At 36.0% G+C, this 13,842-nt stretch carries 9 protein-coding genes; 5 read left to right on the top strand and 4 right to left on the bottom strand.

Features of this window, described 5'->3' with window-relative positions:
* Positions 1 to 192 (bottom strand): helix-turn-helix domain-containing protein (locus F6K54_RS26975; RefSeq protein ID WP_293084446.1); only part of this gene is annotated, 192 nt, incomplete at its 3' end.
* Between the two features lie 353 nt (positions 193 to 545).
* On the opposite strand from F6K54_RS26975, the gene F6K54_RS26970 reads away from it, so the two are divergent.
* The 3 genes from F6K54_RS26970 to F6K54_RS26960 all read left to right on the top strand — a co-directional run bounded on the left by F6K54_RS26970 (position 546) and on the right by F6K54_RS26960 (position 3,995).
* Entirely contained in the window at positions 546 to 2,228 is a 1,683-nt protein-coding gene (locus F6K54_RS26970) for an aminotransferase class I/II-fold pyridoxal phosphate-dependent enzyme (RefSeq protein WP_293084443.1), read from the top strand.
* A gap of 46 nt (positions 2,229 to 2,274) precedes the next feature.
* The gene (gene cbiT / locus F6K54_RS26965) at positions 2,275 to 2,877 is read left to right on the top strand and encodes a precorrin-6Y C5,15-methyltransferase subunit CbiT (RefSeq protein WP_293084441.1); all 603 of its coding nucleotides are present in this window, start codon (positions 2,275 to 2,277) and stop codon (positions 2,875 to 2,877) included.
* A gap of 227 nt (positions 2,878 to 3,104) precedes the next feature.
* The gene (locus F6K54_RS26960) at positions 3,105 to 3,995 is read left to right on the top strand and encodes a phosphatidate cytidylyltransferase (protein ID WP_293084438.1); all 891 of its coding nucleotides are present in this window, start codon (positions 3,105 to 3,107) and stop codon (positions 3,993 to 3,995) included.
* A gap of 18 nt (positions 3,996 to 4,013) precedes the next feature.
* Here the strand turns inward: F6K54_RS26960 and F6K54_RS26955 are convergent, their stop codons facing one another.
* Positions 4,014 to 4,790, bottom strand: coding sequence for a DUF2993 domain-containing protein (locus F6K54_RS26955; protein ID WP_293084449.1), 777 nt, complete (start codon positions 4,788 to 4,790; stop codon positions 4,014 to 4,016).
* 2,247 nt (positions 4,791 to 7,037) lie between these two features.
* On the opposite strand from F6K54_RS26955, the gene F6K54_RS26950 reads away from it, so the two are divergent.
* Positions 7,038 to 7,805, top strand: a complete 768-nt coding sequence (locus F6K54_RS26950; RefSeq protein ID WP_293084435.1) for a pseudouridine synthase — start codon at positions 7,038 to 7,040, stop codon at positions 7,803 to 7,805.
* 545 nt (positions 7,806 to 8,350) lie between these two features.
* Positions 8,351 to 9,280, top strand: a complete 930-nt coding sequence (locus F6K54_RS26945; RefSeq protein ID WP_293084432.1) for a RodZ domain-containing protein — start codon at positions 8,351 to 8,353, stop codon at positions 9,278 to 9,280.
* 3 nt (positions 9,281 to 9,283) lie between these two features.
* On the opposite strand, the gene malQ is transcribed toward F6K54_RS26945, so the two are convergent.
* Together malQ and F6K54_RS26935 are read right to left on the bottom strand one after the other, a co-directional pair.
* Positions 9,284 to 10,798, bottom strand: a complete 1,515-nt coding sequence (gene malQ / locus F6K54_RS26940) for a 4-alpha-glucanotransferase (RefSeq protein WP_293084429.1) — start codon at positions 10,796 to 10,798, stop codon at positions 9,284 to 9,286.
* 1,380 nt (positions 10,799 to 12,178) lie between these two features.
* Positions 12,179 to 13,081 (bottom strand): bestrophin family protein, encoded by a 903-nt coding sequence (locus F6K54_RS26935; RefSeq protein WP_293084426.1) that lies wholly within the window; start codon positions 13,079 to 13,081, stop codon positions 12,179 to 12,181.
* Positions 13,082 to 13,842: the final 761 nt, after the last annotated feature.

The following is a 13,842-nucleotide window of genomic DNA, read 5'->3' as shown; positions in this document are numbered from 1 at the left end:
TGGTCGGTCTTTTAATTCGGGAAGATGACAAATAAGAGGACAAGCATTAATCGGACAACGATTTTGTTCCCACCAATAAAATCTTTCTGCCAACATATAGTTATATTGGTGTCGCAACATATCCAGAGTTTTCTCTATTTTGTCGGCTTGCTCCTTTGTTGGACGCAACTTATATTGGTAGGCTATTCTCATCTTTATTTCCCTTTTCGACCATACTTATATTATAATAGTTTGTGTACACAATTGCAGCATATAGTTATGAAAGAATCATTGCATTGTCGAATAAGTAAGGAAAGATTAGATAAGTTGAGATTATATGCAGTCAAAAAGCAAAAAACGATGACTCAAATAATAAGTGATTTCATAGATAATTTACCTGATAATTTAGAAGATAAACGTTTAGAAGTAGATAAAATGATTCAGGGCTAGGACGCATTCATCCCGGCATCAATTTAACTATGATGCGGGACTTCTGCTAGACAAAGTTAAAAATATCACTTCTGACTTCTGACTTTTGACTTCTGACTTCCGTGAAACGGTATGAAATGCTCGACCAAACCAAAGCACCAATAATTCAAACTCTCAAAAGTCTTACCCAAAAATCTCATGCTCCTTTCTACGCACCAGGACATAAACAAGGAAAAGGCATTCCACAACCACTTAATGACTTATTAGGTAAAAAAGTATTTCTAGCAGACTTACCAGAATTACCAGAATTGGATAACTTGTTTGCCCCAGAAAGTGTAATTAAAGAAGCTCAAGAATTAGCAGCAGAAACTTTTGGTGCATTACAAACCAAATTTCTAGTCAACGGCTCGACTACTGGAATTATCGCTGGAATTATTGCTACTTGTGGGAATGGGGATAAAATTATTTTGCCTCGGAATATTCATCAGTCAGTAGTCTCAGGGCTAATTATATCTGGAGCAATTCCCATTTTTATCCATCCAGAATATGACTCAGATTGGGATATTGCTCTAAGCATCACTCCTGAATCTATTGCCCAAACCTTAGCAAAACATCCAGACGCCAAAGCAGTAATGGTAATTTATCCTACCTATCATGGTGTTTGTGGAGATATTGCAGCGATCGCCCAAGAAGTCCACAAATATAATATTCCCTTATTAGTAGATGAAGCTCACGGTCCACATTTTGCTTTTCATCCAGAGTTACCAACTCCAGCATTAGTAGGTGGAGCAGATTTAACAGTACAATCCATTCATAAAGTATTGGGGGCAATGACTCAAGCCTCAATGTTGCACCTTGGCAGTAAACGCATAGACTCCTACCGACTCAGCCAAGCCCTACAAATGCTACAGTCTAGTAGTCCAAACTATTTACTTTTGGCATCTCTCGATGCTGCCCGTCAACAAATGGCTTTGTTTGGTCAAGAACTAATGAGTCAGACTTTAGAATTAGCTAGAGATGCTAGAAATAGAATTAGTCAACTGCCAAATTTTTCTGTATTTGACAAAGAAATAAGAAGCTTGACTAACTCACCAGGAAATTCAGACTTATTAACTAATAATGAGGGGAAAAAATTACCTTTCTCGATCAAAGGCAGAAGGAACAATGGGATGGGGTATAAAACCTCAAGCAATTATAGGTATCCTGTAGACGATGGAGTTTTATACCCAGAGGACAGGAGGAACAATTCCCTTCTGCCTTCTGCCTCCTGCCCTCTGCCTTTCCCGATCAATTCTGGATTTGTTGCTCTTGACCAAACTAGATTAACAGTAAAAGTCTCTGATATTGATTTGAGCGGGTATGAAGCTGATGAAATTTTGCATCAGAAATTAGGTGTTACCTGTGAGTTACCAAGTTTCAAAAGTCTGGCATTTATTATTTCTCTGGGAAATACAAAGGCAGATATTGACCAATTAATAGATGCTCTAGTAAATTTAGCAGAGCAAAATTGTAGAAATAAATTTAACCAGCTCACTGACTTTAAGACAGAAATTGACGATTATTTAATTGATTCCTCAATTCCTTTTTCTCCCAGAGATGCCTTCTTTGCCCAAAAAGATTATTTACCCATAGAAAAATCTTTAGGTTGTATCAGTGCTGAACTTATTTGTCCCTATCCACCGGGTATTCCAGTATTAATGCCTGGTGAAATTATTACTCAACAGCATTTGAAAATACTTGAACAAGTCCGAGCATTGGGTGGGATAATAACTGGGTGTAGTGACCCAACTCTCAAAACCATTAAAGTGTGTAGATATTAGGAGAAGCTTTGATAAAGTTAATATTGATATATTTATAAATTAATATATGCCCTCTCCACTTTGGCCTTATGTTACTCCTGGTATTCCAGATGACTTATTTGAACGTTTGCCTGGCATTCCCATGAGTAAGCGAGAAGTCCGCTTACTGTTAATATCTTATTTACGATTACAATCAGACTCTATTGTTTGGGATATTGGTGCAGGAACAGGGACTATTCCCGTCGAAACAGGTCTCATCTGTCCTCAAGGCCGAATTATTGCCGTAGAAAGGGATGAAGAAGTAGCAAATTTAATTCGGAGAAATTGCGATCGCTTCGGAGTAGAGAATGTCACAGTAGTTGAAGGTAGTGCTCCTGAATGTCTAGATAGTTTAACTGAAGCGCCCAGTCGTGTCTGTATAGAGGGAGGTCGTCACATCAAGGCCATACTCCAAGCAGTTTGGAAAAGATTGTTACCCCAAGGTCGAGTCATCGCCACTGCTGCTAATCTAGAAAGTCTTTATGCTATTTCTGAAAGTTTTGCCGATTTACAGGTTCGCAATGTAGAAGTAGTTCAACCTGCACTGAATCGTTTAGAGACAAGAGGTATACATCAGACTTTTGCAGCAATTAATCCCATATTTATCCTTAGTGGTGAAAAAATAGACTGAATTTTACCTGTTTCTGCAAGAAGGCTCACACCGTATTCTTAGTATCGGTGTTGAGATGAATTGCAGATAGGGACTTCAGGAGCAGCGACTTCATTAGACATCTCCTCCAAAAGAGGGAATAGGGGGAAAGAACTGATAATTTCTGTACGATAATTGATTTTATTTTTGATTTATGGAGGTGTCTATTATATATATGATAATATATATTATCTAAATCTGTACATATTATGTCTTGGTCTCGTATTATTAGTGGATTAGTGGCGATCGCTGTTGCTTTGGGAATGATTATTTTCGGGGGATGGTGGTTTACAGTAGGCATGGGAGTGATCGTGTACCTGGGCCAACAAGAATATTTTCAACTAGCACGCACCAAAGGTATTGCACCAGCAGCCAAAACTACCCTAGCATTAAGTCAAGTTATTTTAGTAGTAGCTGCTCTAGCTCCTGATTTAGTAGATGCTATATTTACCTTAGCAGGGACTCTAATTTGTTTTTATCTACTATTTCAGCCAAAATTAGCTACGATCGCTGATATCGCATCATCAATTTTAGGTCTATTTTATGGTGGATATCTACCGAGTTATTGGATTAGACTCAGAGTTGGACTAGAAGCTCAGTTACAGACACCTCAAACAGTTATAGATAAAATTTCACTAGGAAATTACTGGGATATTTCATGGATAAACCCTTTGAGTTGGCCTCCGAGTTTAACATTTACTCTACTTGGTTTTTGCTGTATATGGGCTGCTGATATTGGTGCTTATTTTGTGGGAAAATTCTTTGGCCGAATTAGACTTTCAGAAATAAGCCCCAAAAAAACTGTGGAGGGTGCAGTATTTGGAGTTGTTGGTAGTATGGTAGTCGCGACAGTAGGTTCTTGGTACTTAGGTTGGCCTGGTTTACCTGGGACAGGTGCTGCTTTGGGTTTAGTAGTAGGTATTGCCAGTCTACTTGGAGATTTGACTGAATCGATGATGAAACGAGATGCAGGTGTGAAAGATTCTGGACAATTAATTCCTGGACACGGAGGGATTCTGGACCGCACGGATAGTTATGTTTTTACTGCACCCCTCATATATTATTTTTTTACTCTACTTTTACCACTTCTCAATACTTAGAATTTTGTATCGTTGAAGTTATGGGTTAACTGTTAAACCACCTTGGCAAGTAAGTTGACCAGAGTTTAATGTTAATTCTTTTAGTTCAACATCAGAGCCTAAGTCAATTTTGATATTATTTGAAAAGTCATAACTAGACTGTTGCAAAACCTGAATTTCTAGATTTTCCAACAACAATTCACAGCTACTAGCAAGCTTTAAATCAGTATGCAAACTTAAGGAAATCTTTTCATCTGATGTAGACAAAAAATTAGTACAGAAATGTAGTCTACCTGGAAAAAATTCAGCTTTCTGGTCATACAAACTAATTGGTTGTTCTAGCTGTTCTAAAAAATCTGAAGGTAATAATGGAGTTAAAAATTCAACGATCGCCTGAGCTAAGAGAGGAGATTGTAGACTAGCATTAAAGTCGGATTGTAGTAAATTAAGCTTACCAAATAAAGGAAAAGATTCTAAAATTTTCAATGGTTTACCCTTAATAATTTGACCAATATTAATCCTAATTCCAGTAGCAGATAAATCTATCTCAGTTAAATTCAATCCTCTAAAAACTACATTAGAAGCAGTAACAGAAACCTGCGGAATTTTACCTGTAAGAATTTGACGATCGCCTCCTTCAATTAGAACTTTTAATTGTTCTACCTGTTCTAGTTGAGATTTTAACCAAAATTTCAACGCAGGGGATAAAAATCTACTAACAATCTTACTCTTTCTTGGAGTCGATATTTTATCTTGATTTTCAACAGTAACATCAGAATCGGATATTTGATTTACTTCTGGTAAATTTTTATTCATCAAAGACACCATTAAGTTATTATAGTTAGTTTTATAATTATGGTTTGCTTATGGAAGTCTTTTGGTAAGGGTAGGAGTCAACCCACCCCTAACGCCAACCGTGGAGGCAGGGCTGTTTCAAAGTATCGTAAGTCAACGATTTAGGGAGATAGGGGGATAGGGGGATAGAGGGTTCAGGAAATCAACCATTATTTGCTAGTTTTTCAGCAAATTTAGTGATGAAAATCTGAACTATTTAGTCTAGTTCAATCAACTCGAATGACTAACAATTCGTTAATTTACCTTCGAGTATGGATGGATAAATTTGGCTTATATCCCGACTATTGGCTCGAAAATTCTCCCTATCTCCCCATCTCCCCTCTGTTTTTCACATCGGATGAAACAGCCCTGCTCCCAGGAGGGGAAGTCAGGAGTCAGGAGGAATGGGAGTTACAGAGGAGATAGTCGGAAAAATGGTCTGTTAATTTTTCTGTCCTATGCCTTGAGGGTTTTTTTTATTAAAAATGTAAGGTCTTTTTTTTAGCTTGCTCTACTTAGCATATTTTATAGCAGAAGGAAGAAGGAAGGACTGATAGAGGGAAAAATCTTGCTTTGTCTGAGTTCCAGCTTTTGATACAGCAGATTACACCAGGGGTGAGGTACAACTATAGCGGTCAAGATGCCTGCACTGGGAACATTTCAACCCTTTTCTGATTTTTTCAGCAAACCTTAACTATTTAACTATTGATTATAGTGGCATAAATTTTATAGCATGATAAACGAAGGCAGAAGGTAGAAAGCATTTATGCTGTTTACGCAGCATTCCATAGGAAAGATAAGAAAAGGCTGGAAAGAAAAAAGTTTTTTTATCACGCTTTTAGTCCGAACATGATTAGGACTTACGCATAAGGTACGAAGAATTAGGATTTGAGATTGCTTCCCTGTCAGTCTTAATGACAGAAATACGTTGCAGGTGCGTGACATCCTGATGATATACAGAGGAGCTGCCTCTTACAGAGGATCTAACTCTAACATTAACAGCTATCACTTCATTAGCTTGAATTGTATGAGTGAAAAACTCAAAACAAGTCTTTCTTTTGTTATGGGTGGAAAATGTAGTATAAGTTAAACGAATTTTTACTTCATTGAGCTAGCTGAATGCTTATCCTTAAAATATCTTATTTTCTGTTGATATCTCAAACCCACATTCCGCACGACAAAATGTAGTATATAAGAAGGAGTCAGGAGACAGGAGACAGGAGACAGAATTTTAGAAGAAAATTATAATGGTCAATAGAAATCAACGATTCAGCAAGTATTTATGATTAATATTTGACTCCTGATCGAGGTGAATGAAGATAATTTATATAGTATAAATACTTAAGCAACCTCAGGATTTTATACTAATTTTTATGTTACAAATTGAAGTGCGGAATGTAGGCTCAAATTAAAATGCTAAAAACTATATAGCAATCCTATTTTATTTGTGTATAAAAATCTTACTGTTTTGAGGGAACAGCGGTCAGACCCCGCGTCGCCGTCAGCTCGCTTGCGGAATGCTGACCATAGAGAGGGAACAGGTATGGAGGGAACAGGTAAGAGTTTCAGTTTTTTTATCTACTTTTTGATTACCCGCAACCAATTTAGGATTGCTATATGTTGCTTTTATTATAAATTTATATCAAGTCTCATTAATTAGCCATAATAAATTAGCTATCTTTAGATGACTAAAGATGACTTTTGCTTTGAGCCAATAAATTTATTTCTTGGCGGATGATATGGCTCACTTTGCTAATAGTTTAAGTCGTCTTAAGATGACTCTTGAGGAGTATGCCATCTTTTTCATTTTTTTATATTCTGGTTAATCAATGCAACTTGATATTAGAACAATATAACACTCCTTATAGGGGTTGTAAAAAATTTCTATATTTCGATATATTTATTTTTTATTCTACCTTCAACCCAATATATATAACCTATCTATAACCAAAAAATTACCGAATTATTAATAATTAATAATTAAGCAATTCGCGCCTTGAAGCCTCCCCTTTTAAGGGGAAAAAAGCGGCCTCCGGATGGATGGGTTTCCTCACCATATCCAACCAACCAAGAGAAGAAATAATATTTCCTTATTTTCAATTCCGTAACGGTTTTAACCAGAGGTAATTATCAATTATCCATTATCCATTATCAATTAATGAAGACTCAAATAGGATTGCTATATATTGACTAATAATCTGAATCGACAAAAGTAATCAACTGAAAAGTATGGGTGAAAGAGTACAAAAAATATTATCTCAGTGGGGAATAGCTTCTCGACGTCAAGCCGAACAAATGATTATAGCTGGACGAGTAAAAGTGAATGGTATAGTTATCCCATTAGGTGAAAAAGCCAATCCGGAATTGGACAGCATTGAAGTTGATGGTTTGCCCCTCCGACCAGAAAACCGTCCTAAATCTATATATTTATTGCTCAATAAACCAATAGGGGTAATTTCCACTTGTTCAGAACCTAGTAGACGTAGTAAAGTTCTAGATATTCTAAGTTCAGAATTGCAGAATGGGAAGGGGATTCATCCAGTAGGACGCTTAGATGCAGATTCTACAGGGGCATTACTCCTCACAAATGATGGTCGAGTTACATATTGTTTGACCCATCCCAAACATTGTCTTCCCAAAACTTATCAAGTATTGGTAGAAGGTAATCCCCAAGAATTGACATTAAAGTTGTGGCGTCAGGGTATTATCTTATCTGGTAAAAAAACTTTACCTGCTCGGGTTAAAGTTCTAGAAGAAAGTAATAATTCTCAAACCCTTTTAGAAGTGGTTATCTCTGAAGGTAGAAATCGGCAAATTCGTAGAGTTGCAGAAAAATTAGGACATCCTGTTGTGAAACTACACCGTACTGCAATTGGCCAAATCCAGTTGCAGATACCTGGAGGGTCTGTTTTGCCTAGTGGTCATTACCGACCTCTAAAAGATTTTGAAATTAACTTTTTGCACGACCAAATCAATAAAAATTATCAATTAAGCTAAAACTTAGAGAATTTTAAGACTTTGAGTTAAGTGGGTATAATAAGTCAAACATCCACATACAATTTCATGATTTTTTCTAGATAAATCTTGCTGATTTTATCGCAATATATCTAGTATAAAGCTTTTGAAACAATGATATTAGTAATATATTGTAGGAGTTATCAAATGAAAATTAGTGATTAAATGAAAATTAGTGATTAAATTAATTAGGGCTTGCTGATTAAATATCAAAGCATTGACAGATAAAGGTTTTAGCATTTTTTGGTCGAAAAAAGTGCCAGCTTTTCAGGGGAAAGAGCTGCAAAAAGCTAGTATTTTGGGAGTATTATGGCAGAAAAATCAAGGGACAATTTTTCCGAATACCTCCTCTATAATTCCCATTTATCCTGTCTCCTGTCTCCTGTCTCCTACCCCTACTAAAAGACTTTTTCAGCAAATCCTAATTACAGATAATTCAGAATATTATTAATCTCAATAAATTAATTATTATCCTATCAGTATCACTCTAATAACGACAAAAGTAATAGTTTATATAAATTAAATCAATGGTAAATTTGACAGGAATAAAAAATATCAAAAACAGTTTCTTTTTATTATCACTAAAAAAACGTTTTCATCAAGAAAAAGAACTGTCTTTTGAAGAGCAACAAAATCAAACATTAATAGATATAGGATATAAATTAAGAAGATTTCGAGAGAAACATTCTATTTCTTTAGAAAGAGTGGCAATAGTAACAATGATTAGAATTAATTTGCTAGAAGCTATAGAAGAAGGTAATTTAGAAAAACTACCTGAGCCTGTTTATACCCAAGGTTTAATCAAGCGATATGCAGATTCTATGGGATTAAATGGAGAGCAATTAGCAAACTTGTTTCCAACTGAAAAAGTTCAAGAAACCAGCAAAAAATCTCTTCTTAATCTATCAATGCCTCAGCTACGACCACATCATCTCTATTTTTTATATATATCTATTATTTTATTGTCAGTTAGTTTGTTGCCCCGTGTAATGAGTAGCTATTATATACTAGGAAAAAAACCAGAAATTAATAATTATAGAAAAGAAAAAAATCAAAGTGATTTAGCTCAGGCATCTTCAGGTAGTACTAAAACTGAGGAAAAATCTTCGGGTAATACTAAAACTGAGGAAAAATCCACAGATAAAATAACAACAGCAAATTTAGAAAAACAAAATAAAAAACAATCTTTAACAGTGAGTGTAATTGTCAAAGAAGACTCCTGGGTGTCAATAAAAATAGATGGAAAAATAGTATTTGAAGATACTTTAGTGCAGGGGACTCAGAAGACTTGGGAAGCTCAAGAACAACTGGTTTTATTCGCAGGAAATGCTGGAGGAATACTAATACCTATTAATAACGGACAAATGATGCAACTGGGAAAAACAGGTGAAGTAAAAGAAGTTGTTTTTACTCCTACTGATACTAAAATTTCCCAGTCCAGCAATACTAAAAATTAAATACTATGAATCCTGATTTTGTGGCTCACGACCATAAATTTGTGTGACTTCTTTAAGGCGATCGCTTACCTCTGGAGTTAATATTTCCGATTGGTAGCGCCAGCTCCAATTTCCTTCAGGAACTCCAGGTTTATTCATCATTGTTTCTTCTCCGAATCCAAAAATATCTTGTAGGGGAAAAATTGCCATAGAAGCCACCGAAGACATAGCTACACGAATTAAATCCCAATGAATTCCACTACCACAAGTACAGCCAAGAAAACGAGTAACTCTTTCCTGTTCTTCAGGAGTACGGTTATTAAACCAGCCCACAGTAGTATTATTATCGTGAGTGCCAGTATAAACAACCCAATTAGGAGAAGCATAGTTGTAGGGTAAATAGGGATTTTCAGGACCTGAGTCAAAAGCAAAATGCAAAACCTTCATACCAGGAAATTCAAAGCGATCGCGCAATTCTTCTACATCAGGAGTAATCAACCCTAAATCCTCAGCAATGATTGGTAAAGAGCCTAACTTTTCATTAATAGTTTCAAAAAAAGCTTCACCTGGTGCATCGACCCATTCACCATTTATGGCTGTAGCTTCACCTTTTGGCACTGCCCAATAAGCTTTTAGACCACGAAAGTGGTCAATTCTAATCAAATCCACTTTATTAAGCATTGATTGAATACGTTGCACCCACCACAGAAAATCTTCCTGTTCTAATCTATCCCATTGATAAACTGGGTTGCCCCATAGTTGACCAGTCTCACTAAAGTAATCTGGGGGGACACCTGCCATCAAAGATGCTTCACCTGTTTCTCCATCTAGGCAAAATATTTCCGGATGTGCCCAAACATCAGCACTATCATGGGCCACATATATAGGAATGTCGCCAAAGATTTTGATTCCTTGTTCATTGGCATAACTTTTCAGCTCGTCCCATTGTTGAAAAAACTCAAATTGAACGAATTTATGGTACTGAATTTCATCGGCCAAACGTTGCTGCCATTCTTCTAATGCTGCTGGTTGACGATGGGCAATTTCCAGATCCCAGGTATGCCAACTAGCTCCTTGGTGGGCTTGTTTCAGGGCCATATAAAAAGCATAATCATCTAACCAAAAAGCTTTACTAGCACATAAATCATAGAATGCTTGTTTTTCCTCAGATTCTTTTGTTTTAAAATTATCGTAGGCTTTTTTTAGTATGGAGTGCTTGAATTCTCTGACTAAATCAAAATCTACTCGATCGTTTGGAAACTCTGGCAAATCAGATAAGTCTTCCTCACTGAGTAACCCTCGGTCTTGTAGTTTATCTGGACTAATTAGCAGAGGATTTCCTGCCATTGCCGAATAAGCTAGATAGGGAGAATTACCAAAACCTGTCGGTCCTAGTGGTAGAATTTGCCAAATTTGCTGTCCACTATCTCTTAAAAAGTTGACAAAATTGTATGCTTCGTTACCTAAGTCACCAATTCCAAAGCGACTTGGGAAGGATGTAGGGTGCAGTAGAATACCGCTAGCTCTTGAAAGTGGCATAGCTAAACCTAGAAAATATTAATCAAAAAAATTGCTGGCATTAAACACCAGCTTAAAGCTTATTCTACAACGTTGCGCTCATGCGAAACGCGGGATTCCCTAACATCGCTGATAGGGGTTTTTTGCTGCCTCTTGACAGAGGAGTTGCGCTTTTTCCTACGGAATGCTTCGCAAACATGTCGCGTTTGCGCCCTTCATTCCGTAGGAAAGCGAAACGTAGCACCTGCCTCCAAGGCTGAACCTTTTTTCGGTCTTACGGTAGCTCTACAGACTGACACTGCTAGCCCAGCAGCCTTATTCTGGCAATAATAGCATATTATCTTAAGAATCGCAACATTAAATTGGTTTTCCTCGCGACGCTCCCCTGATCGGAGAGCGCCATTCTTCAAGCAACCTTGAGATTTAAGAGAGTATTTTTTGAGCATCAATACTCTATCTTTAATAAAGGAGAGTTCATTGAATGGATAATTGATAATTAGGGTTTGCATTCAAAAGTCTTTTAGTAGGGGTAGGAGACATGAGACAGGAGGAACGGGGAATGAGCAAGGAGGTAGGAGTAAGAATTGTCCCTTGATTTTTATGTCCAACTATGCGCCTAAAATACGCTCCATGCATGAGCGTTTTAGACTGAAACAGGCACACTGCAATTCGACTCTAAAAAGGCACTTGTCTTTATATCCTACATTCCGCACGACAAAACGTAGTATAAAAAATTAGGAGTCAGAATCCAGCAATTCTGCAATTCAGGAGAAAATAATAACGTATTTTAATGTTGCAAATTGAAATTCAGAATGTGGGTTATATGTCAATAACTGGAGTTTAGACTAATTAAGGCAGGCCGGAAACTTGCCGAGGGAGAATAGTGAGATAGGCCAACAAGACTGAAACTATTTCGCATTGCAGCATTACAAAGACTTTTCAGTCAATTATCCACAGCTTGTGCTATGGGTTAATTGTGCCCTGGAAAGACTTTTTAAATAGTTTGAATAAAGTCAGCTTCACCCTTGCCTCGCCAAAAAAGAAAAATAATCAAGAGCATTGAAAACATCTGCACCCCTGATATTCCCCAAGGGTTCTGAGTTTCAAGTCTTCATTGCTTCTGAGCAAATTATCTGAAGATCCCGAAATTTAGTCTAAACTCCAGTCAATAAGACATCTCCAAAAATCCAAAAAAAAATCAATTATTACACAGAAATTATCAATTATTTCTGTCTACTGCCTACTGCCTACTCCCTCTTTTGGAGGAGATGTCTAATACTTTTAGATTTAATCAGCAAACCCTAATTAATTGTTGAAAGCTTTCCTATTTGTATCAAGCATTTGATTTTCTGTTCACAGCTTTCAAAACTAGCTTTCAAAACTAGAAAGTCTTCTCTATATTTATTCAACTAAATATTCCTTTCGAGAATCAGAACTCATTAACTCCTCAATATCCCACAACAGTCGATTACACATCTTATCTAAGGGTAAATCATTGGGATCGTAACCAAAAGGATTTTCTATTTCTAGTCCTATTGCTTCAATTCCTAATAAAGCAAAGCTAATTACTCCTGTAGCAGGAATAGTTATCCAAGATAACTCAGCTACTAATTGAAAAGGCAGAGCAAAACAATATAAAAATAATAAATGTTTTAAGTGAATTGCATAAGCTAAAGGAATAGGTGTATTGACAATTCTTTCGCAGCTAGTTTCATCTTTTACCATTAAATCTAAAATTTGATTATAAGTAGATAATTGAATACTGTCTATATAATTAAGGTCATAGATTTTTCGGAAATAATCTCCAATCCATTTAGCAATTCTCAAAGGTATATGATTAACTTCTTTCAGTTCTAAATATTGATTTTTGCTAATAATTGACTGAAGTTGCTGATCGATATTTTCATTTCTTAAATGTAATTTTGTTGCCATTAGAAAACCAGCTAAAAGTAAAATTGCTGCCTTCTTCTCTTCTGTATCTGTTGGAGTTTTTTCAGGAATATTTACCCACATTTGTCTTGATAAAGACCGACCTGAAATTATTATTCCCCCAATCAGTTTTCGCCCTTCCCAGAATTTATCATAAGATGTATTTGTTCTAAAAACTAATAACAAACCCAAAACAACACCGGGGATTAAACTAGCTAAAATTGGTTGATGAATCCACAGAAGTCCACTCTGATAAATAATGGTAACTATTAAAGAAAAAGCCATTGCAACTACTACTCGTTGCCAAACTCCAGGTATGACAGAGCCTTTTAATGTCAACAGTAATTCTATCCATTTTTTCTTATGAAAAGGCATATTTACTTAACAAGTCATTCGTAGTGTATAAATTAAAATTACCATAAAAAAAATTGACTAGGTTCAATAGTTGGGTAAAAAAGTAAAAGTTTGTCAGTTTTTTGTTAAAGGAACTACAGATTAATTTGGTTGTGATGAAAGCTGGGACTCTGGTATTTCTAACTCAGTTTTAGTTGCTTCTACTCTTATACCAATTTTATATGAGGCTGCACAGAATTAGGTGTTAGGTCGTAGGTCTTAGGTAGTAGGTGTTGGGTATTATACCAATTTTATGTGAAGTGGCACAGAATTATGAAATTTATTAACTTGTCTATCTCGATTTACAGTCAACCCCGAGGGAGATATTATTATATGCAGCTTAGAAATGAATTTGGTATTAGAGTTACACCAGTTTGATAAATCTTTGCTACAAATACTTAGGTTACTGCTTAGGAGTCAGGAGACTGGAGTCAGGAGTTGTATGGGAATAGGTTTTATAGCATTTCTTATGTAGTAATTTATCTTTTTCGTCCAATAGATATTTCCTACAAATTATTTTAATACTGCTTATTATTTGTAACATTCTTTTTTAAAATTGGTATTACATCAGCAATAGACATCTCCAGAAAAGAGGTAACAGGGAACAGGGGGAAATAATTGATAATTTATGGATAATAATTGATTTGATTTTTAATTTTTACCGAATGAATTATTAATTATTAATTATTAATTATTAAATAATTAGCGCCTTGAAGCCTCCCCTTTTAAGGGGAAAAAAGCGG

Source organism: Okeania sp. SIO3B5 (assembly GCF_010692555.1).
Lineage (GTDB): Bacteria > Cyanobacteriota > Cyanobacteriia > Cyanobacteriales > Microcoleaceae > Okeania.
This window is presented reverse-complemented; position numbering and strand designations above follow the sequence as displayed.

Excerpts from the sequence above, each read along its gene's own strand:
- malQ (WP_293084429.1), bottom strand. The coding sequence starts at position 10,798 with ATGCCACTTTCAAGAGCTAGCGGTATTCTACTGCACCCTACATCCTTC.
- F6K54_RS26955 (WP_293084449.1), bottom strand. The coding sequence starts at position 4,790 with ATGAATAAAAATTTACCAGAAGTAAATCAAATATCCGATTCTGATGTT.
- F6K54_RS26950 (WP_293084435.1), top strand. The coding sequence starts at position 7,038 with ATGGGTGAAAGAGTACAAAAAATATTATCTCAGTGGGGAATAGCTTCT.
- F6K54_RS26960 (WP_293084438.1), top strand. The coding sequence starts at position 3,105 with ATGTCTTGGTCTCGTATTATTAGTGGATTAGTGGCGATCGCTGTTGCT.
- F6K54_RS26945 (WP_293084432.1), top strand. The coding sequence starts at position 8,351 with ATGGTAAATTTGACAGGAATAAAAAATATCAAAAACAGTTTCTTTTTA.
- F6K54_RS26935 (WP_293084426.1), bottom strand. The coding sequence starts at position 13,081 with ATGCCTTTTCATAAGAAAAAATGGATAGAATTACTGTTGACATTAAAA.
- cbiT (WP_293084441.1), top strand. The coding sequence starts at position 2,275 with ATGCCCTCTCCACTTTGGCCTTATGTTACTCCTGGTATTCCAGATGAC.
- F6K54_RS26970 (WP_293084443.1), top strand. The coding sequence starts at position 546 with ATGCTCGACCAAACCAAAGCACCAATAATTCAAACTCTCAAAAGTCTT.